Below are 22,004 nucleotides of genomic sequence, written 5' to 3' on the forward strand. Positions count from 1 at the left end.
GTTATAGTCGAGCTATGTGAGGTGCCTCACACGCGGCTATTTTTCAAGGGAGAGAACATGGCGACAAGGCCCGATGCGTCGGCCAACGCATTTCCAAGCAGGCGGACCATCCTCAAAACAGTTGGCGTGGGGGCAGCCGGCCTCGCCGGCATCCCGTTCCTGGCAGCTTGTACGGGCGGCAGCGCCCCGTCGGCAACAGGCACGGAATCATCCGGCCTGACATTCGGCTCGGGCGCTTCGGACGACGTTCCCAAGCGTGCGTACCAGGCCGTCGCAGACGCTTTCACGGCAAAGACCGGCAAGAAAGTCACCACCAACGTTGTGCCCCACAACGATTTCCAGAACAAGATCAATTCGTACCTGCAGGGTTCACCGGACGACGCCTTCACCTGGTTTGCCGGCTACCGCATGCAGTACTACGCCGGCAAGGGGCTGCTTGCCCCCATTGATGACGTCTGGCAGACCATCGGCGGCAACTTCTCCGACGCGCTGAAGAAAGCCTCCACCGGGCCGGACGGCAAGATGTATTTCGTTCCCAACTACAACTACCCGTGGGGGTTCTTCTACCGGAAGAGCCTGTGGGCGGAAAAGGGCTACCAGGTCCCGGAAACCTTCGACGCACTGAAGTCCCTGGCCACGAAGATGAAGGCCGACGGCATCATCCCCATTGGCTTCGCCGACAAGGACGGCTGGCCGGCGATGGGTACCTTCGACTACATCAACATGCGGCTGAACGGCTACCAGTTCCACGTGGACCTCTGTGCACACAAGGAATCCTGGGACCAGCAAAAGGTCAGCAACGTTTTCGATACGTGGAAGGCGCTCCTTCCGTTCCAGGATCCCGCAGCGCTCGGCCAGACCTGGCAGGACGCCGCCAAGGCCCTGGAAGCGAAGAAGACCGGCATGTACCTCCTGGGTTCCTTCGTCACGCAGCAGTTCACCGATCCCGCGGTACTGGACGACATCGATTTCTTCGCCTTCCCGGAAATCGCGATGGAAGGCCGGGACGCGGTCGAGGCACCCATCGACGGCCTGCTGCTCTCGAAAAAGGGCGGTGAGAACAAGGCCGCCCGCGACTTCCTGGCGTTCCTCGGCACCCCCGAGGCCCAGGACGCCTACGCCAAGGTGGACAACTCGAACATCGCGACCGCCAAGGGTGCGGACACCTCGAAGTTCACGCCGCTCAACAAGAAGTGCGCGGACACCATCAAGAATGCCAAGTACATCAGCCAGTTCTTTGACCGCGACGCATTGCCGGCCATGGCCAACAACGTGATGATCCCTGCCCTGCAGAGCTTCATCAAGGACGGCAGCGTTGATGTCAAGAACCTTGAGGCGCAGGCCAAGACCCTTTACGCAGCGCAGTAACTGAACACAGCGCAGTAGTCCCGTCAAAGGAAGGACGACGGCGGCAGGAAACTTTCCGCCGTTGTCCTCCCACCTGCACCAGGCCCCAGCAAGGGAAAGATTTCCATGAGCAGCACCGCACAAGAACTGATTCCGCCGGAAGCGCGGGAACCCGCCGGCCCCCGGGGCGCCAAAGGAGGCCGCGTCCGCCGTTTGTCCGGCCGGGACAAGCTGGTCCTGTCCCTGATGGTGGGCATCCCCACCCTGATCGAACTGGCCCTCGTCTGGCTGCCCACGCTGATGTCCGTGGGACTCAGCTTCACCCGCTGGAACGGGCTGGACCTGGCGGACATCCGTCCGGCAGGGACGGAAAACTACCAGTTCATTTCCCAGGACTACCCGCCGTTCTGGCCCGCAGTCCAGCACAACATGCTGTGGCTCCTGTTCCTGGCCCTGATTGCAACGCCGCTGGGCCTGTTGCTGGCCGTGCTTCTGGACCAGAACATCCGCGGCAGCAAGATCTACCAAAGCATCTTCTTCGCCCCCGTCATGCTGTCCCTGGCCCTGATCGGCATTATCTGGCAGTTGTTCTACCAGCGGGACAACGGGCTCCTGAATTTCCTCCTGGGCACCGCCGGCACACCGCGGGCCGTTGATTGGTTCGGCGACTCGTCAATCAACATCTGGGCCGCCATGATCGCGGCCACCTGGCGCCATGCCGGCTACGTCATGCTGCTCTACTTGGCCGGCCTGAAGGGCGTCGATCCGAGCCTCAAGGAAGCCGCGGCGATCGACGGCGCCAATGCCGTGCAGACCTTCTTCCGGGTGGTCTTCCCGGCCATGCGCCCCATCAACATCGTCATCGTGGTGATCACCATCATCGAGTCCCTCCGCGCCTTCGACGTCGTCTACGTCATCAACCGCGGCACCAACGGCCTGGAAATGCTCAGCGCCCTGGTGATCCAGAACCTGGTGGGCGAGGGCCAGGTGATCGGCGTCGGATCCGCCCTGGCAGTGGTCCTGCTGGTCATCTCGCTTGTTCCCATCGTCTTCTACCTCAGCCGCACCTTCGGCAAGGAGAACCAAGCATGAGCATTGCCGCTGCCCGCGCCGCCGGGAACGACACCACCAGCCAGTCCCGCTCAGGCAGCCGGCCCAAGCGCCATTACGGAACACACATCTTCCTGGTGGCCATGGCTGTCATGTGGCTGGTTCCGCTGGGCTGGGCCCTCTACACCGCGCTCCGGCCGGTGGCCTCCACCAACGAGCATGGCTACTTCAGCGTGGCCGGGGATTTCAACTTCGACAACTTCGTCCAGGCCTGGACGCAGGGCGGATTCGCCACGTATTTCTGGAACTCGGTCATCATCACGGTCCCCGCAGTCCTGGTGACGCTGTTCCTTGCCTCCCTGATGGCGTTCGCCGTGAGCCGGGTGAACTGGAAATTCAATATCACGCTGCTGATCATGTTCACGGCCGGCAACCTCCTGCCCCCGCAGGTCCTGGCAGCGCCCCTTTTCGAGATGGCCAAGCACCTGGAGGTGCCGTATTCGTTCAGCGACTCCGGCAACCTGCTGAACACGTACATCGTCGTGATAGCCATCCACATCGCATTCCAAATGGGGTTCTGCACCTTCGTCCTGTCCAACTACATGAAGGCGCTCTCCGCCGACCTGACCGAGGCTGCGCTGGTGGACGGTGCGGGCATCTGGCGGCAGTACCGCGAGATCATCCTGCCGTTGTGCCGGCCCGCGTTCGCCGCACTGGCCACGCTCGAGGTCATCTTCATCTACAACGACTACTTCTGGCCGCTCCTCTTCATCCAGAGCGGCAACCGGCTGCCGATCACCACGGCAATCAACAACCTGCAGGGACAGTTCCTGAGCAACTACAACCTCCTGGCCGCGGGGGCAGTCATCACCGTCATCCCCACCCTGGTCATCTACCTGCTCCTGCAGCGGCAGTTTGTTGCGGGCCTGACACTGGGTTCGAGCAAGGGGTAGGTAAAGATGGAGTGTGACCGGGAGCCAGCTCCCCCAGACGCCGCCCGAAAGGAACAGCATGCTCCCCGCCGCTCGACACCAGGCCATCGTGGACACAGTCCAGCGGGAACGGGTCGTCCGCGTGTCCGACCTTGCCCAGCAGCTGGGCGTCTCCCTCATGACCGTCCGGCGGGATATCGAGCTCCTCGAGGAGAGCGGCCAGGTGGAGCGGATCCACGGCGGTGCCAAGCTGCCCGGCGGAGCCACCACGCATGAGCCCGGTTTTGAACTCAAATCCACCCAGTTGCCCGCCGAGAAGCGGGCCATCGCCGTTGAAGCCGCTGGAATGGTCCATGAGGGCATGGCAGTGGGACTCAGCGCGGGAACCACCACGTGGGCGCTGGCCCAGGAGCTGGCACGGGGACCGCGGATCACCGTGGTGACCAACTCCGTGCGGATTGCCGATCTTTTCCACCCGGCCGCCCCGTCCGGGACCACCTTTGGCTCCACGGTGATCCTGATCGGCGGCGAGCGCACGCCGTCGGACGCGCTGGTGGGGCCAATCGCGACGGCGGCGCTGAAGCAGCTGCACCTGGACCTGCTGTTCCTGGGCGTGCACGGCATGGACAGGGATGCGGGCTTCACCACCCCAAACCTGCTGGAAGCCGAGACGGACCGCGCCTTCGTGGCGGCATCCCGCAAGCTGGTGGTGGTGGCCGACCACACCAAGTGGGGAACGCAGGGCATGAGCACCATCGCCGCGCTCGAGGAAGCGGACGAGGTCATCAGCGACGCGGGACTGAGCGCCGATGCGCGGCGCACCCTGGAGGAGAGCGTCAGCCGGCTGCGGATTGCCCAACCCGTCTGACGGAATCCCCGGGCGCTACGGGCAACCGCAGGACTGCCTGATGTGCAGCTTGGTGGAAAAGATCCGGTGCCGGGGCTTTTCCCCCCTCCCGGCGCCGACCAATGCCGCAACGGCGGCCTCGGCCATCGCGACCACCGGCTGCTCCACCGTTGTCAGCGGCGGCCAGGAGTATTCGGAATCCGCCGAGCCGTCAAAGGAGGCAACGGCCATGTCACCCGGCACGGACAGCCCTGCTTCATGGATCGCCCGCAGGAGTCCGATGCCCTGCATGTCGGATGTTGCGAAGATCGCGGTTGGCCTGTTCACCGATGCCAGCAGCCGCTGCCCTGCCGTGTAGCCTCCGGGCCGGGTGAATGCGCTGTAGGCGATGGGCCCCTCGGGCAGGCCCGCCTGCTGCAGCGCCTCACGCCAGCCTACTTCGCGGCCATCGGTGGAACCGGACACGTTGGTGCCCATCGCCAGGCCGATGTTCTTGTGCCCGTGTCCGATGAGATGTTCCACCGCCATCCGCGCCCCGGACGCCAGGTCCACGCCGATGCTGTTGAACCCGGGGGCATCGCGCTCCTGGTTCAGCAGCACGGACGGGATGTCTGCCGTTTCCAGCGCCTCCAGGTCCGGCTCGAAGAGAACGCTGGCCAGCAGCACCCCGTCCACCTGCCGGGCGGCCAGGTTGCGGATGTTCCGCCGCTCCTTGGCAAGGTTGCCGTCCGAGTTGCTGAGTACCAGGGCGTAGCCCAGGGTCGCCGCGGCGTCTTCCACGGCGTGCGAAAAGAGCGAGAAGAATGGGTTGGAGATGTCCGGGACAATGAGCCCCAGGGTCTCGCTGGACCCCAGTTTCAGCGCGCGGGCTGCAGCATTGGGCCGGTACCCCAGCACACGGATGGCGTCCTGGACCTTAGCTTCGGTGGCTGGCGCCACCTTCTTGGGGCCGCCATTGACCACGTAACTCACGACGGCGGTGCTGACGCCGGCATACCGCGCCACGTCCTTGCGGGTCACGGGGCCGCGCGGCGCCGGCACAGCCGAGGTGGTCATGGAATACATGCTAGCTAGGAGTTGGCCGGGGCATCACCAAAGTCGCGGATGGGCAGCCGCGCGCCGTTCTGCTGGGCGGACCGGTGGGCCACGATTCCGGGGAGGGTGAAGCGGGCGGCCACCCACGCGTTGATCGGGGGCAGGGTGCGGCTGTTGACGGCGGTCACGAAGTCGTCCACCAGGAAGTGGTGGCTGCCTTCATGCCCGTTGGGGGCGCCGCGGAATTCTTCGGGCAGCCTTTCCGCGTCGTGCACCGGTGCCAGGCCTGACACGAAGGCGTCCCGGAGTTCGGGGGCAACGTGGGCCAGGGACGGGTCGTCCAGCGGGATGCTGGGGCGGGTTTCCATCTGCCCGGAGATGTCGTGGACGTCCTGCTTGTCCTGCCAGACGGTGACCTTGGCGAGTTGTTCGAAGCTCGCCTCCGTGCCGAAGAACCTGAACCGGGATTCGCGGATATGGGAGGGGTAGCCCACGCGGCGCATTTCATTTGTCCGCATCGCACCGCCGTCGCTCAGTTCAAAGAGCGCCGTGGCGTTGGAGAAGTCGTTGCCGAACATACTGATGTCCTTGTCGAACACGCCGTCGTTCCGCCCGTCCCTGACCCCGACGCAGCTGACGCTCACGGCGTGTGCCGGAATGGCGCCCAGGACACCTCCGATCGCGTGCGTGGGGTAGAGCATGGGCGGGTAGCTGGCCGTTTCCTTCCACCGTTCACCGCCGCTGTACTGGTACGCGTCGTAGAAGCCGAGGTCCATGTCGTGGACGTAGTCGCCCTCGGAGTAGAAGATCCGGCCGAATTTGCCGGCAGCATGCTGTTCGCGCGCGTAGACGGTGGCGGGGTTGTAGTAGCTGGTCTCCCCCATCATGTAGACGTTCCCGGTCTCCCGGACAGCGGTGATGATGCGCTCGATCTCCTCCTCCGAAACCGCCATGGGAACGGCCGAGTAGACGTGCTTGCCGGCGCGGAGGGCCCGTTCCACCAACGGGCCGTGGGTCCAGCGCTGGGTGAAGATGGCGACGGCGTCGACGTCGGACGCCAGCAGGGCATCGAAGTCGGCTTCCTGGCCCGCCAGGTGGTAGCGCTCAACCGCCTCGGCGGCCCGCTCGGGGCGCTCGTCCACCACATGGACGGCGCTTACACCCGGATGGAGGTTGAAGAGGTGCGCAAACTGGGAGCCGAACTGGCCGGCGCCCACGATGCCGATGGAGAACGTCATTGTCTCTTGCCTTTCGTTAGGGATGCTTGAGTCTTGCACCAGCATCTACTCGAGTCAATATCTATTGGATGCACGAAAACGCTCAGGAAAAAAACAAAAAGTAACCTCTTGCAGATCATCGATCTACTCGTGTAGATTGCGTTGCAGCCTGTTACTTCCATCACACTTAGGAAAGGGTCGACGATGACCACCCTTACCAGGACCGCCAGCCCGGCAGAGCACGCCCTGCGCCGGTCGCTGAAGCGCCGGGGACACAGTGATTTGAAGATCGCACTGTTCTTCATCGCTCCGGCAATGATCGGATTTCTCGTCTTCTACCTGGTGCCGACCCTTCGCGGCATCTACCTCAGCTTCACCGAATACAGCATCCTCGGAGACCCGACGTGGATCGGCACCGGCAACTACGAAGCAATCGCCAAGGATCCCCTGTTCTGGAACGCCTTGGCAGTGACATCGCAGTATGTCCTGATCAACATCGTCCTGCAGACCGCGCTCGCCCTGGGGTTGGCCCTGCTGATGCACCGGGTGGCCAAATCAACCCTGATCCGCGGCGCACTCCTGCTGCCATATCTGATGGCCAACGTGATCGCTGCCCTCCTCTGGTTCTGGCTGCTGGACTACCAGATCGGGATCGTCAACTACTTCATCGAGTCCTTCGGCCTGCCCAAGGTGGCGTTTTTCGGCAGCGAGGAATGGGCCATCCCCACCCAGGCACTCATCAATACGTGGCGGCATATGGGCTACACCGCGCTGCTGCTCTTCGCCGGCCTGCAGGCCATCCCCCACCATGTCTACGAGGTGGCCAACCTGGATGGCGCCTCCCCCTGGCAGACCTTCCGCAAAATCACCGTGCCGCTGCTGCGTCCGGTGCTGGTCCTGGTTCTGATCGTCACGGTCATCGGCTCCTTCCAGGTGTTCGACACCGTGGCCGTGACCACCCTCGGCGGTCCGGTCAACGCCAGCCGGGTGCTGCAGTTTTACATCTACCAAAAGGCCTTCACGGAATCCGACTTCGGATACGGGTCCGCCCTGGCAGTCATCCTCTTCGTCATCCTCGCCTTGGTGGCCTTCATCCAGATGAAGTTCCTCAAGGGCAACGAATCAGACCTGGACTAAGGACACTTCCATGACCACTACAAAAGTTTCCGCCCCAGCCCGGGCCGCGGGCCGCCGCCGTCCGTTCAGGTGGCGCCGTGCCGCCGCGTGGGCCCTCGTCGCCCTCGCCGTCGCCGTATCCGTCCTCCCGTTCTACTGGATCCTGCGGACTGCGCTGTCCACCAACGGGTCACTTGCCGGCAATGCCACCAACCTGCTCCCGGCTGACTTCAACCTGGGCGCCTTCAAGCGCGTCTTCGGCCTGCAGTCACCGGAGGAAGCTGTTGCCGAGGGCGGCTCCGGCGCCCAGATCGACTTCTGGATCTACCTCCGCAATTCCGTGCTCTTCGCCTCCATCACCACCATGGGGGCTGTGTTCTTCAGCGCCATGGCGGCCTACGCTTTCGCCCGGCTGCGGTGGCGGGGACGGAACCTGGTGTTCAGCCTGTTCCTGGCCACCATGATGGTGCCGCCGATCTTCACGGCCCTGCCCAACTTCCTGCTGATCAAGAACCTGGGCCTGCTCAACACCCTGGCGGGGCTGGTACTCCCCTACATCTTCATGACCCCGTTCGCCATCTTCTTCCTCCGGCAGTTCTTCCTGAACATGTCCCGCGAGGTGGAGGAAGCGGCCATGCTCGACGGCGCCAAGCACCTTCGCATCTTCTTCCAGATCATCCTGCCCAACGCCGCAGCACCCATCGCCACGCTCGCCCTGCTGACCTTCATCGGGCAGTGGAACGAGTACTTCTGGCCCTTGCTGGTGGGCCAGGAAGAATCCGTCCGTGTCCTCACTGTGGGCCTGGGCGTCTTCAAATCCCAGTCGCCGCAAGGCGCACCGGACTGGTCCGGGCTGATGGCAGCCACCCTGGTCTCCGCCCTGCCCGTCCTGATCCTGTTCGCCGCATTCGGCAAGAAGATCGTCAACTCCATCGGCTTCTCCGGCATAAAGTAACCCTCCTTCCCGCATAACCCACCCGTCCCATCCCCGGCGCCGGGCCATGGCGGCCTGCCCGGAGGCACTGTGAAAGGAACACCCATGAAAAAGAAAGCACTCACCTCCCTGGCCGCAGCGGCAGCCGCAGTCCTGGCGCTCTCGGCCTGCGGAGGCGGCGGATCAGCCGAGGCCGGCAAGGGCGAAATCAACTACTGGCTGTGGGATGCCAACCAGCTCCCGGCGTACAAGCAGTGCGCTGACGACTTCCACAAGGCCAACCCGGATATCACCGTCAAGGTCACCCAGCGCGGCTGGGACGATTACTGGGGTACCCTCACCAACGGCTTCGTGGCGGGCACCGCTCCGGACGTCTTCACCGACCACCTGGGCAAATACCCCGAATTCATCAAGAACAAGCAACTGCTCGCCCTGGATGACGCCGTCAAGAAGGACAACATCGACACCGGCATCTACAACTCCGGGCTGGCTGACCTCTGGGTAGGCCAGGACGGCAAACGGTACGGCCTCCCCAAGGACTGGGACACCATCGCACTGTTCTACAACACCAAACTTGCTGCCGACGCCGGCGTCACCCCCGAACAGATGGCCAACCTGACCTGGAACCCCCAGGACGGCGGCACATACGAAAAGACGATCGCCCACCTGACCGTGGACAAGAACGGCAAGCGCGGCGACGAGCCGGGCTTCGACAAGAACAATGTGGCCGTTTACGGTCTCGGCCTCAACGGGTCCGGCTCCGGCCAGGGCCAGACCGAGTGGAGCTACCTGACCGGCACCACCGGCTGGACGCACACGGACAAGAACCCGTGGGGCAAGCATTTCAACTACGACGACCCCACGTTCCAGGAAAGCATTGACTGGTTCGCGGGGCTGGTGGACAAGGGATACATGCCAAAGCTTGAAACCACGGTGGGCGCCAGCATGGCGGACACCTTTGCCGCCGGCAAGTCCGTCATCAATGCCAACGGTTCGTGGATGATCGGTCAGTACACCGGCTACAAGGATGTCAAGGTGGGAATCGCCCCGACGCCTACGGGAGTCGACGGCAAGCGCGCCAGCATGTACAACGGCCTGGCGGACTCCATCTACGCCGGCACCAAGAAGCCGGAGGCCGCCATCAAGTGGGTGGAATACCTGGGGTCCGCGGCTTGCCAGGACGTGGTCGCTGCCAAGGCAGTCGTCTTCCCGGCGATCAAGACCTCCGCCGACAAGGCAGTCGAAGCGTTCAAGGCCAAGGGCGTGGACGTGACACCATTCAGCCAGCAGGTCAAGGACGGCACCACCTTCCTTTACCCGATCGCGGATAACGCCGCCAAGGTTGACGGCATCATGAAGCCGGCCATGGACGCCGTGGTGTCCGGCAAGGCCAAGGCGGGTTCCCTGACGCAGGCCAATGACCAGGTCAACGCCCTGTTCAAGTAAACCCTCCAGCGTGGCTGCGTATGTGGTCGCAGCCACCGGCCGGGCGACGCCGTCCTCCTCCTCGCGGCGGCGGCGCCCGGCCACCCCTTCCCGGATTTCCCTCCTGTGCGTAACTTAAGACGCAACGCTGAACACTGAAAGAGACCTCCCTATGGATCCCCTGCATCTCCGTTCCGCCGGCACCAGCCTGGTGATCAGCTTCGACAGCGGGGAGGCCGAGGTCATCCACTGGGGTGCCGACCTGGGCCCTGCCCTGCCGGACCTGGCCATCCTCGGCGCTGCCGTTCCGCCGTCGTCGATTGACGCCCGGGTTCCCGCCGGCCTGCTCCCGCAGGCGTCCTCCGCCTGGCGCGGGCGGCCCGCCCTGCGCGGCCACAGGATGACCGACGACGGCCCGGGCCACGACTTCTCGTCCCGCCTCCGCACCACGTCGGCATCAGTGGAGGGCAACACCGCCACCATCGTGCAGGCCGATCCCGACACCGGCATCAGCGTGGCCTCCTTCCTCGCACTCCACCAGGGCGGCCTGCTGGAACTCCGTCATACCGTGACGAACAAAGGCACCACCCCATTCCAGGTGGATGAACTGGCCACCGTCCTGCCCGTGGCGCCGGACGCCGTCGAGCTTCTCGACCTGACCGGACGGTGGTGCCGGGAACGCCACCCGCAGCGGCACGCCATCCAGCAGGGCACCTGGGTCCGGAGCGGACGGCACGGCCGCACCGGTCACGACTCCTCCCTCTTGTTCGCCGCCGGCACCCGGGGCTTCGGCAACCGCCACGGCAAGGTCTGGGCGACGCATTTGGCGTGGAGCGGCAACCACGAACAGTTCGCGGACACCATCGGCGACGGCCGGACCATGATCGGCGGCTCGGAACTCCTCGGCCCTGCGGAAGTCGTCCTCGAACCCGGGGCCGGCTACTCCACGCCCGCCCTGTTCGCCGCCTACTCGGACCGCGGCCTGGACGGCATCACCGAGGCCTTCTACAGCTGGTTCCGCTCCCGGCCACATCACGTGCTGCCGGCCGCGTCCACCGGCCTGCACGCCGGCAAGGCCCGGCCGGTCGTCCTCAACGTCTGGGAAGCGGTCTACTTCAACCACAACCTGGACGTCCTCACCGAGCTGGCAGAATCGGCCGCCGACCTCGGCGTGGAGCGCTTCGTGCTCGACGACGGCTGGTTCCGCGGGCGCCGCGACGACCATGCAGGCCTGGGCGACTGGTATGTGGATGACACCCTCTGGCCGGACGGCCTGGCACCCCTGATCGACGCCGTCACGTCGCGCGGGATGGAGTTCGGGTTGTGGGTGGAACCGGAAATGGTGAACCTGAACTCCGATATCGCCCGCGCCCACCCTGAATGGATCGTGCGCCCGTCGGCGGCAGCGCACAAGGACGGCGGCCGGCTGCCGCTCGAATGGCGCAACCAGCATGTGATTGACCTCGTGAACCCCGCTGCGTGGCAGTACATCTACGACCGCATCGATGCCCTCCTGTCTGAAAACAACATCAGCTACCTGAAGTGGGACCAGAACCGGGACCTCGTGGAGCACGGCCATGCGGGCCGCGCGTCCGTCCACGAGCAGACCCTTGCCGCGTACCGGCTGTTCGACGAGCTCCGCAAGGCCCATCCCGGCGTCGAAATCGAAAGCTGCTCCTCGGGTGGCGCCCGGGTTGACCTGGGGATCCTGGAGCGGACAGACCGGATCTGGGCCTCCGACTGCAACGATGCGCTGGAGCGGCAGACCATCCAGCGGTGGACCGGGGCGGTGGTACCGCCGGAGCTGGTGGGCAGCCACATCGGACCCACCACCTCGCACACCACGGCCCGCACCCATGACCTGTCCTTCCGCGCCATCACCGCCTTCTTTGGCCACTTCGGAATGGAGTGGGATGTGCGGGGCGTGCAGGGAAAGGAACGCGAAGAACTTCGGCGGATTGTGGGGCTGTACAAGGAGCACCGGGGCCTGGTCCACAGCGGCCGGCGGGTCAACGCCGACGTGGCTGACGAGTCGTTCCTGCTGCACGGCGTGGTGGCGGAAGGCTCTGTAGCGGAAGGAACGACGGCGGCCCTGTTCGCCGTCGTCAGCACCCGCACCTCCGCTGCCGAGCAGCCGGGGCGCATGGGACTTCCCGGCCTGGAACCGGAGCGGAATTACCGGGTGGAGCTCATCGCTCCTGTCCCGGAGGACGACGATTACGCGCACACCTTCACCCAGGCGCAGCCCCCGTCCTGGCTCGCCGACGGCGCTGTTGCAGGCGGCCGCTTCCTGGCCGAGGTGGGGCTGCCGATGCCGGTCCTCAACCCGGAGCACGCCCTGCTGCTGAAGGTCACGGCCCTCTGACATCCATTGCCGCGTACTTGTCGTTTTGGAGCTTCAGAACGACAAGTACTCAGCAGTCGATGGTGTGTGCCGGCGTAAAAATGCGCGGCGGACCGGGCCAGCCGATAGATTTGCAGGCATGACTGAAGCCTCCTCCACCGCCGGCGCCGGCCGCGGCACCATCCTGGTCATTAATGGCCCCAACCTGAACCTGCTCGGCACGCGGGAACCCGAGAAGTACGGCACGTCAACCCTTGCCGATGTGGAACAGCTGGCAGCGTCCGCCGCAAAGCAGCATGGCTTCGCCGTGGACTGTGTCCAGTCCAACCACGAAGGCGTCCTGCTGGACGCCATCCACGCCGCGCGCGGCACGGCCGCCGGAATCGTCCTGAACGCGGGGGCTTTCACGCACACCTCCGTGGCGCTGCGTGACGCCCTGGCAGCCGTCCAGCTTCCCGCCGTCGAGGTACACATCACCAATGTGCACCAGCGCGAGGAATTCCGGCACCACTCATACCTGTCGCCGGTGTGTGCGGCCGTTATCGTGGGCGCCGGCGTATTCGGCTACAAGCTGGCCATCGACTACCTGGCCGAAGTCCTGTAACCGGAAGGGTCACTTCTGGATGCACTGCCCAGAGGACACCGGAGATGACAGTGCGGGCGCCTGCTCCACGACAGGTTCCAGGTCATTCATGGTGATAGCGAATCCCACTTCGGCGTCCGAGGTTGCCTTGGCGAAGACCACCCCGGCCACCTGGCCGTCAGCGGTCAGCAGCGGGCCGCCCGAGTTGCCGGGCTGGACGTCCCCCGCCAGCCGGTAGATGTCCTCCGGCGAAGGGTTGTTGCCATAGATGTCCGGGACCAGGACGGTGGCGATGTCCTGGACGGTGGCGGGCTTGGACTGGAACGGTCCGCCGTGCGGATACCCGGCGAACGCGGCCTGGCTGCCGCCGGGGAGGTCGCGGCCCAGCGGCAACGGCTGGGACGGCAGGTTGTCCACGGCCAGGACTGCCAGGTCCCGCCGGGTGTCGAAGTAGACCACACGGCCGGGCATCGCACCGCCGTCGGGCATCTCCACCACCGGCTGCGACACTCCGGCCACCACGTGCGCGTTGGTCACCACGCGGTCCGGGGACACGACAAAACCGCTGCCGGTCTGGTTCTGGCCGCATTCATAGGCCGTGCCCGCGATCCTCAGCACGGACTGCGCCGCTTTGTTCAACGCGGGGGTGTTGGTGCTCGTGTTGGGGACCTGGACCTTCTGGCCCTGGTCCAGCCCCTCAAGCAGCGTGGGGATGCCGTTGCCGATCACCGTGGAACGCAGCTCCGCCATGGTGGCCTTGACCGGGGTGGGGGTCAGCCCCTCGATGAAGCGGATGACCTTGGATTCGGCCAGCTGCTGCGAGACCACCGGCACGCCGAGGGAACTGACGCTGAATGCCAGCATGGACATCACCAGCGCGGAGACCACGAGGTTGAGCACGCCGCCGACCAGCCGGTCCACCGCCCGGAGCGGGCCAATCCGCACCACGCCCCGGAGTTGCCGCCCCACCATGGTGCCCAGGCCGTGGCCCAATGCCATCAGGACGACGGCGGCGGCGATGATGGCGGTCAGCCTCCACCCGGAGTCCGCTACGAACGAGCTGACGAGGGGGACGGCGAAGAAGGCGGCGACGGCGCCGGCGGCAAACCCGGCGAGGCCGCCAACGGTGACCAGGAACCCGTTGCGGAGGCCATAGACCAGATATGACAACAGCGCCAGGATCAGGACGAGGTCCAGGACAGTCAGGCCGACCACAAAGGCTCCTTATTAACAGTTGAACCCCCATTCTAGTGGCGGACGCTGACAATCCTCTGTGGGGTGCAGCACCGCGCGGGAGGCCCACGACCGGCTGCCCGCGGGCGTTTCGGCTGCCAAGTTCGTCACAGAACGTTGAAAATTCTGAAACAATGGCACAAGCGCCACAGCCGATACTTTTACTCAGGAGATTTCATGGACATCGAGGTACTGCGCCGAGCACCCCTTTTCGCCACGCTCGACGACGACGCATTCCGCCTGCTGACGGATGAGCTCACCGAGGTGGACCTGTCCCGCGGCGCGTCGGTGTTCCGCGAAGGAGACCAGGGCGACCAGCTCTACTTCATCGTCTCCGGCAAGGTGAAGCTCGGCCGCACCTCCCCCGATGGCCGCGAGTCCCTGCTGGCCATCCTCGGCCCGGGTGAGCTCTTCGGCGAGATGGCGCTGTTCGATCCCAGCCCCCGCACCGCCACTGCCACGGCCGTTTCCGAGACCCGGCTGGCCGGGCTCAAGAACGAAAGCCTGAACGCCCTGCTGCGCACCCGGCCCGAGGTCTCGGCCCAGCTGCTGCAGGCCCTGGCCCGCCGCCTGCGGCGCACCAACGACTCCCTGTCCGACCTCGTCTTCTCCGACGTCCCCGGCCGCGTGGCCAAGGCCCTGCTGGACCTTGCAGACCGCTTCGGCCGCCCGGCAACGGACGGCGTCCTGGTGGCGCACGAGCTCACGCAGGAGGAACTGGCACAGCTCGTGGGTGCGTCCCGCGAAACGGTGAACAAGGCCCTGGCCGAATTCGTCCAGCGTGGCTGGCTCCGCCTGGAGGCCCGCGCAGTGGTCATCCTGGACATGCAGCGCCTCCGCCAGCGCTCGCGCTAGACCCCACGAGAAAGGCCGCCCCGAGGGGCGGCCTTTCTCGTGTTTTAGCCGATCAGTTCTTCACCACGTCCAGTTCGACGACCGCCCAGGACAACGCGGGAAGGCTGAGCCGCAGTTCGGAGCCATGCGCCTTTGCTCCGTCCAGCGGCTTCAGGCCCACGCGATCCGGATTCTCCTGGTTGTTGATGCTGAAGCGGTCGCCGCCGTCCGGGATCTCCAGCACTTCGGCCCGGATTACCCGCTGCGCGTCAAAGCCCCGCAGGGCCACCTCCACGTCCGCAGCCTCATCCAGGCCGCGGTTGGCAAAGAACAATGCAACGCGGCCTGTTTCCTCGTTCCACGTGGCGCTGACGTCCACCAGGTCGGTATCACCAAACCGGGTATTGGCGTACTTGTCGGAATCAACTGACAACCGCAGGATCCGGCCCTTCGCCAGTTCCGCCATCCTGGAGAACGGGTGGAAGATCGTTTGCCGCCAGGCCGGACCGTTCTCCTCGCTGAAGATGGGGGCGATGACGTTGACCAGCTGCGCCTGGTTGGCGATTTTGACCCGGTCGCCATGGCGGAGCAGCGAATTGAGGAGGGTGCCCACAACGACGGCGTCCGTCACGTTGTACTTGTCCTCGATGACCCGCGGGTGTTCACGCCAGCCGGCCTTGGTCACGTTGTGCGGCTGGTCCTCCGTATCCAGGCCCCGCTGGTACCAGACATTCCACTCGTCGAAGGACAGGTTGATGTGCTTCTTGTGCTTGCCCTTGGCCCGGACCGCGTCGGCGGTGGCGATGACGGATTCGATGAAGTAGTCGGTGTCGACGGCGCTGGCCAGGAAGCTGCCGACGTCCCCGTCCTGCTCCTGGTAGTAGGCGTGCAGTGAAACATAGTCGACTTCGTCGTAGGCGTGAGTCAGGACGGTCTGCTCCCAGGCGCCGAAGGTAGGCATGCCGGAGTTCGAGCTTCCGCACGCTACAAGTTCGATGTCCGGGTCCACGAACCTCATCGCCTTGGCTGCTTCCTGCGCAAGGCGGCCGTACTCTTCGGCCGTCTTGTGCCCGATCTGCCAGGGGCCGTCCATTTCATTGCCCAGGCACCAGAGCTTGATGTTGAACGGATCCTTGTGTCCGTTCTTTGCCCGCAGGTCTGAAAGGCGGGTTCCGCCGGGATGGTTGGCGTACTCGACGATGGCGCGGGCGGCGTCCACTCCCCGGGTTCCCAGGTTGATGGCTTCCATGATTTCGGTACCGGCCTGGCGGGACCAGTCCACGAACTCGTGGAGGCCGAAGGCGTTGGTTTCCAGGGTGTGCCAGGCCCCGTCAAGCCTGCGCGGCCGGTCTTCGCGGGGGCCAATTCCATCTTCCCAGTCATAGCCGGATACGAAGTTGCCGCCGGGATAGCGGACCACGGTGGCGCCGAGCTCCTTGACGAGCTTGAGGACGTCCTGGCGGAAGCCGTTTTCGTCGGCCTCCGGGTGGCCCGGTTCGTAGATGCCGGTATAGACGCAGCGGCCCATGTGCTCCACGAAGGAGCCAAAAAGGCGCCGGGGCACTTCGCCGATGGTGAAGTCGCGGTCGAGGGTAATTCTGGCGCGGGACATAAGAATGATCTCCTTGGTTGAACTTCAGGCAGGTGGTGGAAAGCGAAGGTGGGCGTCAGGTGCCGGCGAGTCCCGTCGTCGCAACGCCTTTGATGATCTGGCGCTGGAAGAACAGGAAAAGCAGGATCAGCGGCAGGGCCGCGAGCAACGCGGACGCCATGTTCTGGGCGTACTGGATGCCGTAGGCGCTCTTGATGGTCTGCAGCCCCACGGGGAGAGTCAGGACGGACCCGTCGTTGGTGGCGATGAACGGCCAGAGGAAGTTGTTCCAGGCGCCGATGAATACGAAGATTGCCACGGCCGCGAGGATGGGGCGGGACAGCGGAAGGATGACCTGGAGGAAAATCCGCATCCGGCTGGCGCCGTCCATGACCGCGGCTTCTTCGAGCTCGCGCGGGATCTGGTCGAAGAACTTCTTAAGCACGAACACCATGGCTGGGTGGATGACCTGCGGCAAGATGATGGCCCACGAGGTGTCGATCAGGTGCAGTGCCACCATTTGGTAGAACAGCGGGATGATCAGGACCGGCGGGGGAACGATGATGGACGCGATGATTACGGTCATCAGGACCTTCTTGCCCCGGAAGTCGATGCGGGACAGCGCGTAGGCCACCAGCGCGGAAATGACCAGCGTGATCACCGTGATGGCCGCCGAGGTGTACAGCGAATTCCAGGTCCACAGCGGGATGTTGCCGTCCTGGAACACCTTGACGAAGGCATCGGCGGTGAAGCCCGACGGCGGGATCCAGCTGATCTTCGGAGCGGCGGCATCAGTCTCGCTCTTGAAAGCAGTGGCGGTTGCCCAGGCGAAGGGCACCATCCAGAGGACGGCCAGCAGGGCGGCGACTGCCAGGACCGCAACGCGGCCGGGGCTCATCCTGCGGCCGTTCCTGCCGCCTGCGGACGGCGTGGCCGTGGAGGGAACAGGGCGGGCGAGGGTTTCAGTTGCCATGGCTATGCACTCCTGCGGCGGGTGATGAAGAACTGGATGACCGAAACCGCCACGATCAGTCCGAAGAAGATGTAGGAGATGGCTGCCGAGTAACCCAGGCGGTATCCGGTGAAGCCGGTTTCGAAGATGTACTGCACCACGGGCCGGGTGGCGCCGCCGGGGCCGCCGGCTGTCATTTGGTAGACCTGGTCAAAAATCTTCAGCGACGCCAGGATCTGGAGGAGCACGATCATCACGGTGGTGGGGGCCAGCTGCGGCAGGGTGATGGAGAAGAACTGCCGCCAGGCACCGGCGCCGTCCAGCGACGCCGCCTCATAATGCTGGGCGGGAATGTTCTGCATCGCCGCCAGGTACAGGAGGAAGTTGAAGCCCACCGTCCACCACAGTGTGGCGATGACGATTGCCCACATCGCGACGCCGGGGTCGTTCAGCCACGCAACTTTCGGCAGCCCTATTTTGGCCAGCGAGTCGTTGATCAGGCCCAGCTGGGGGTTGTACATCCAGGTAAAGAACAGGGAGACAACAGTGGAGGCCAGCAGGTACGGGGCAAAGTAGGACAGCCGCCACAGCCATTGCGCGGGCAGTCCAACATTGACCAAGGCGGCCATGACCAAGGCAACGACCACCAGCGGGACGGTGCTGATGACCGTGAAGTAGAGGGTGTTGCCCAGCGAATGCCACATGTCGGAGTCGGCGAGGGCTTCGCTGTAATTCGCCAGCCCGATCAGGCTGTCGTTGGCGCCGGTAAGGGACTTGCCGGTCAAGCTCATGTACAGCCCGTAAAGGAGGGGCCAGACGAGGAAGACCAGGAAAAATGCCAGGAACGGTGCGGCAAAAGCCCAGCCGTTGAGGTTGTCCCTGCTTCCCTGGGAACGGGACCCGGCGGTCCTGGACCCCGCCTGCCTGGACATTCTTGGGCGGGGCAGCCCGGGCAGCGAATCCGCCGGACCCTCACTGTTGTGTGATGTTGCTACGGAACTCATTTGGACTCCTGTGTCGCTTGGCGGTTCAAACCGGGTTGGGACGGGAAAGCAGGGTGTTGGTACGCCGCACGAAGGCATCCCAGCCATCAGTTGCCTTGTCGCGGCCGAGGAGCACGTTCTGCACGGTCTCCGCAAAGTACGTTTGCCAGTCGGAGCCCGATCCGCTGAACCAGGCCTCCGGGTCGTAGGCGATGATGTCTGCAGCGTTGGCGTAGTGGATCTGGGGCGTGAGTTCGCGGTAGGCCTGGGATTGCACCACCGGCTGGAAGGCGGGGATATGTCCTGCCTCGGCCCAGGAAAGCGAGCCTTTGAGGATGTCGCTGACGAATTTGTAGACGTCGCGGCGCTTGGCGTCGTCGACGTTCAGCTGCCGGGGAAGCACGAAGGAATGCGAGTCAGCGTAGGCCGCCGGCGTTCCGAACAGCGTGGGGATGGTGGCAGCGTCAACGGGCAGGTTCGCCTTCTTGAAGGTGGGAAGCTCCCAAACGCCGCTGAAGAGCATGCCTGATCCTCCGCGGGCGAATTCCGCGATGCCCGTACTGATGTCGCCGCTTTGCGCCGCGATGGTGTCATCGAACAGTGACGTCATGAATTCCAGGGACTCGACGGCGGCCTCGTTGTCGGCCACCATTGGCTTGCCGGGGGTCAGTTCCATGCTTGCCCCGTGCTGCCGGTAGAGGGTGTAGAAAAGGCGCCACATCTGTGACCCGCTGCCGAGGTACCCAAAGGACGGACCGTGCGCCTGGGTCACTTTCTGCATTTCCCGGGCGATGCTGATGAATTCCTGCGGGGACTTCGCTTCCTGCAACTGCCCGTTGCTGCCAAGCAGTCCTGCCTTTCCCGCCACGTCACGGTTGTAGAACATGACAAAGGGGTGCGAATCCAGGGCGATGGAGAAGACTTTGCCGTTGTTCTGGCTCTTGTCCCAGATCCTGGGCGCGAAGCTCTGGCTGGTCACACCGAACTCTGACAGCAGGTCCAGGTCCCACGGGTCAATCAGGCCCCCGGGCGCATAGCCGGGAACGCGGCTGGCATGCATGATGGCCAGCTGCGGCGGACGTCCGCCGGCGGATGCCATGGCCAGCTTGGTGTAGTAGGGCGGGCCCCAGGCAAGAACTGTCGGATGTACCTTGAACGCGGGGTTGGCGTCGTTCACCTTGCTGATCATGTTCTGCATCTTGATGCCGTCACCACCCGACAGGAGATGCCAGAACTGGATGTCCCTGGGGGCCGCGGCGGAGGCGTTTCCGCCGCATCCGGACAAGGCCGCCGCGGCGAACACGCTTCCCAACGCTGCGGTTCCGGACAACAGCCGGCGCCTCGACAGTTGCCTGTCGTCGAAAAAATCAAACTGCTTCACCCGTCACTCCTTTGGATGGGTCCGCTGAAAGTCATTCCGTTGCCACAACCGTTGCTGCCGGATATCCCTCGTTGCAGTCCCGCCGGCTTCGGTGTGACGCACGCCTCACGTTACATCGATGTAATGACAGCCGCAATGAAAAATTGTTAGCGCTCGCAAAGTGACGGGGCTATCTCGATTTCCCGCCTGCCGAGGCAAGGCCGGGAAGGGGATATTTCAAGAGGGGGTACTTTCCCGTTCGACGATCTCGTAGTCCACGGCAACCACCTTCTGGGGGCCTCCCCGGTCGCCCATCCGTTCCGTGAGGAGGCGCAGGGCCTCACTGGCCACGTGGCGCTTGTTAAACGAAACGGTTGTCAGCGACGGAACGGCGTACTGTGCATCTGCGATGTCGTCGAAGCCTGCCACTGCTACATCCTCCGGGACCCTCAGGCCGCGCTTCCATAGGACGCTGAGGGCGCCGATGGCCATCGAATCGGTGAAACAGAAGAGGGCATCAGGCACGGGGTGAGAGCCAAGATAGCCTGTCAGCGCGTTGGCCGCGGCATCCGGGCTCCACTTCTCGCAGGGAATGATCAGGGAGTCGTCCCAGGGGATGCCGAGTACCGCCAAAGCAGCCTGGTACCCGCGGGTGCGCAGTATGGCTGCAGCGGAACCCCTGCCCTCCGCGGCGCCGAGGACGGCGATACGGCGCCTGCCCGTCCTCCCCAGTGCCAGGGTCATGTCACGGGCTGCCGCGACACTGTCCACCCACACGCGGTCCGCGAGCTTCTGGGTGACCTCCCCCAGCAGCACCACCGGAGGAAGGGAGACTCCGACTTTGACGGCACTTTCGTCCAGTACCACGGGGTTGAGGATGAGCCCGTCGATCAGGTTGGAGCGGGCACGCGACATCAGTTCGTATTCGCGGGTGGGATCGGATCCCGTCTCCTCGATCTGGACGCTCCACCCCTGTTCGTGGGCCACTTCAACCACGTTGTGCGCGATTTCCGCCGAGTAGGGAGTAGCCAGGTCAGGCAACGCCAGCGCAATGACGCCTGACCTGCCGTTCCGCAGCCCCCGGGCAGACAGATTGGGAACGTAATCCAGCTCCGCCATGGCCTGCTCAACCCTGAGGCGGGTGGGACCACTGACCGGGACGATTCCGTTCATGACGTTCGAGACCGTCTTTGGCGAAACCCCTGCCAGGCGCGCTACGTCCTTGACCGTCGCCCGCAACGGCGCCCCCTTGCTCCCCGGTGTGGCTTTTGAACGATGTTACTCTGACCGCCGGCGCGTCAGCGTTCGCGCTGGTGGTCCCCCGCCACTGTTTTGGCGGCCTCCACTTCGAGCATGAGCTTGCCGTCTTCCTCGACCAGAGTGGGCTGGTACACATGCGGCTTGCGTTTGTAGCTCAGGTAGGCGATGCAGCCATTGGCAGACGCCATCTTCTCGAGCATGATTTCGGACCCGGGAACCAGCAGTTCACCCAGGGGGCGGCCCACGGTATTCTCCTGGCCCGCCTCGTCTCCCAGCGCGCTGGTGTTCCGGTCATGGATCACCTGCGCCACGTTGACCCACCTGCCCCAGACACCCTTGCCCTCAAGCAGCGACGGCTCCTGGCCGAGCGGCACGGTGGCCGCGAAGTACCGGGTGTCGAACCGGCGGTGCGCAAAGTCGGGGCTGCGCCAGTTAACGAGGGATTTGAGCAGGTCCGTGCGCAAGGACAGGCCACGCTTGCCCAGCACCTGGGCAAGCGTCTTCTCCTGGTCGGCCACCGCTATGCGGGCACGCATCCATTCGGGTGTGGAGGTGGCCTCCACAGTGTTGGACATGTCGGGACCGGCCAGCAGTATTCCCGTTTCCTCAAACAGCTCCCGGACCGCACCCACCACGTGGCGTCGTGCCAGCCCCACGTCGTCGGTCCCCATCTGCTCGGCCCAATGCTGCGGCGACGGACCCAGCCAACCCATGGCGTCGTCGTCGGCCGGGTCCAGGGAACCGCCGGGGAACGCGAGCACGCCCAGCGGCGAGGAGCCGGGCCGGTAACCCAGCCATGTCTCCAGGCCGGTGGGCGAATCACGCAGGAGGACTACGGATGAGGCGTAGCGGGCGGCGCGGGGGGTCCGCTCGCCGTGTTCGAGCCAGCTTTGCGCTGCCCCTTCAAGATCCTGGGGAAGTGCAAAAAGGCGTCGTGCGAGGTGTGGCAAGGGAATAGTCC

General features: G+C 64.7%; 19 protein-coding genes. 10 read left to right on the forward strand and 9 right to left on the reverse strand.

The features are described 5' to 3' along the window. Nucleotides 1–126 precede the first annotated feature (126 nt). The 4 genes from RM50_RS10735 (at nt 127) to RM50_RS10750 (ending at nt 4,197) form a co-directional block, all read left to right on the forward strand. On the forward strand, nt 127–1,368 hold the full coding sequence (locus RM50_RS10735; RefSeq protein WP_240471940.1) for an ABC transporter substrate-binding protein: 1,242 nt from the start codon (nt 127–129) through the stop codon (nt 1,366–1,368). A gap of 105 nt (nt 1,369–1,473) precedes the next feature. Beyond that, the gene (locus RM50_RS10740) at nt 1,474–2,439 is read left to right on the forward strand and encodes a carbohydrate ABC transporter permease (protein ID WP_043452456.1); all 966 of its coding nucleotides are present in this window, start codon (nt 1,474–1,476) and stop codon (nt 2,437–2,439) included. Then, complete coding sequence (locus tag RM50_RS10745; RefSeq protein ID WP_043452457.1) at nt 2,436–3,350, forward strand: carbohydrate ABC transporter permease; 915 nt, start codon at nt 2,436–2,438, stop codon at nt 3,348–3,350. The genes RM50_RS10740 and RM50_RS10745 overlap by 4 nt, the downstream gene beginning before the upstream one ends. A 58-nt stretch (nt 3,351–3,408) precedes the next feature. Further along, on the forward strand, nt 3,409–4,197 hold the full coding sequence (locus RM50_RS10750) for a DeoR/GlpR family DNA-binding transcription regulator (protein WP_043452458.1): 789 nt from the start codon (nt 3,409–3,411) through the stop codon (nt 4,195–4,197). Between the two features lie 15 nt (nt 4,198–4,212). Here RM50_RS10750 and RM50_RS10755 read toward each other — a convergent pair whose 3' ends face one another. Beyond that, the gene (locus tag RM50_RS10755; RefSeq protein WP_430929404.1) at nt 4,213–5,241 is read right to left on the reverse strand and encodes a LacI family DNA-binding transcriptional regulator; all 1,029 of its coding nucleotides are present in this window, start codon (nt 5,239–5,241) and stop codon (nt 4,213–4,215) included. A 5-nt stretch (nt 5,242–5,246) separates the two neighbouring features. Then, on the reverse strand, nt 5,247–6,449 hold the full coding sequence (locus RM50_RS10760) for a Gfo/Idh/MocA family protein (RefSeq protein WP_043452460.1): 1,203 nt from the start codon (nt 6,447–6,449) through the stop codon (nt 5,247–5,249). 183 nt (nt 6,450–6,632) lie between these two features. Here RM50_RS10760 and RM50_RS10765 point away from each other — a divergent pair, with 183 nt between their 5' ends. From RM50_RS10765 to aroQ, 5 genes are all read left to right on the forward strand, one after another. Beyond that, complete coding sequence (locus RM50_RS10765) at nt 6,633–7,565, forward strand: carbohydrate ABC transporter permease (protein ID WP_043452462.1); 933 nt, start codon at nt 6,633–6,635, stop codon at nt 7,563–7,565. Nucleotides 7,566–7,575: 10 nt separating this feature from the next. Then, on the forward strand, nt 7,576–8,499 hold the full coding sequence (locus tag RM50_RS10770; protein WP_043452463.1) for a carbohydrate ABC transporter permease: 924 nt from the start codon (nt 7,576–7,578) through the stop codon (nt 8,497–8,499). Nucleotides 8,500–8,583: 84 nt separating this feature from the next. After that, entirely contained in the window at nt 8,584–9,924 is a 1,341-nt protein-coding gene (locus RM50_RS10775; RefSeq protein ID WP_043452464.1) for an ABC transporter substrate-binding protein, read from the forward strand. A 151-nt stretch (nt 9,925–10,075) separates the two neighbouring features. After that, on the forward strand, nt 10,076–12,268 hold the full coding sequence (locus RM50_RS10780; RefSeq protein WP_043452465.1) for an alpha-galactosidase: 2,193 nt from the start codon (nt 10,076–10,078) through the stop codon (nt 12,266–12,268). 118 nt (nt 12,269–12,386) lie between these two features. Further along, the gene (gene aroQ / locus RM50_RS10785; protein ID WP_043452466.1) at nt 12,387–12,851 is read left to right on the forward strand and encodes a type II 3-dehydroquinate dehydratase; all 465 of its coding nucleotides are present in this window, start codon (nt 12,387–12,389) and stop codon (nt 12,849–12,851) included. A gap of 9 nt (nt 12,852–12,860) precedes the next feature. Here aroQ and RM50_RS10790 read toward each other — a convergent pair whose 3' ends face one another. Then, a complete protein-coding gene (locus RM50_RS10790) occupies nt 12,861–14,045 on the reverse strand; it encodes a MarP family serine protease (protein WP_043452467.1) in 1,185 nt (394 codons plus the stop codon). 195 nt (nt 14,046–14,240) lie between these two features. On the opposite strand from RM50_RS10790, the gene RM50_RS10795 reads away from it, so the two are divergent. Then, nucleotides 14,241–14,918, forward strand: a complete 678-nt coding sequence (locus tag RM50_RS10795; protein ID WP_011775987.1) for a Crp/Fnr family transcriptional regulator — start codon at nt 14,241–14,243, stop codon at nt 14,916–14,918. A gap of 52 nt (nt 14,919–14,970) precedes the next feature. Here RM50_RS10795 and RM50_RS10800 read toward each other — a convergent pair whose 3' ends face one another. From RM50_RS10800 to RM50_RS10825, 6 genes are all read right to left on the reverse strand, one after another. After that, the gene (locus tag RM50_RS10800; protein WP_043452469.1) at nt 14,971–16,509 is read right to left on the reverse strand and encodes an alpha-N-arabinofuranosidase; all 1,539 of its coding nucleotides are present in this window, start codon (nt 16,507–16,509) and stop codon (nt 14,971–14,973) included. Nucleotides 16,510–16,564: 55 nt separating this feature from the next. Next, nucleotides 16,565–17,461, reverse strand: coding sequence for a carbohydrate ABC transporter permease (locus RM50_RS10805; RefSeq protein ID WP_043452470.1), 897 nt, complete (start codon nt 17,459–17,461; stop codon nt 16,565–16,567). 2 nt (nt 17,462–17,463) lie between these two features. Next, on the reverse strand, nt 17,464–18,372 hold the full coding sequence (locus tag RM50_RS10810; protein ID WP_052260139.1) for a carbohydrate ABC transporter permease: 909 nt from the start codon (nt 18,370–18,372) through the stop codon (nt 17,464–17,466). Nucleotides 18,373–18,469: 97 nt separating this feature from the next. Then, nucleotides 18,470–19,804 carry an extracellular solute-binding protein gene (locus RM50_RS10815; protein WP_043452471.1) on the reverse strand — a complete coding sequence of 445 codons (1,335 nt, stop codon included), beginning with the start codon at nt 19,802–19,804 and terminating at the stop codon, nt 18,470–18,472. Nucleotides 19,805–20,020: 216 nt separating this feature from the next. Further along, nucleotides 20,021–21,022 (reverse strand): LacI family DNA-binding transcriptional regulator, encoded by a 1,002-nt coding sequence (locus RM50_RS10820; protein WP_043452472.1) that lies wholly within the window; start codon nt 21,020–21,022, stop codon nt 20,021–20,023. Nucleotides 21,023–21,081: 59 nt separating this feature from the next. Then, on the reverse strand, nt 21,082–21,993 hold the full coding sequence (locus tag RM50_RS10825) for an NUDIX hydrolase (protein WP_043452474.1): 912 nt from the start codon (nt 21,991–21,993) through the stop codon (nt 21,082–21,084). Nucleotides 21,994–22,004 lie beyond the last annotated feature (11 nt).

It is taken from the genome of Pseudarthrobacter phenanthrenivorans (assembly GCF_000813845.1).
GTDB classification, from domain to species: Bacteria; Actinomycetota; Actinomycetes; order Actinomycetales; family Micrococcaceae; genus Arthrobacter; species Arthrobacter phenanthrenivorans_B.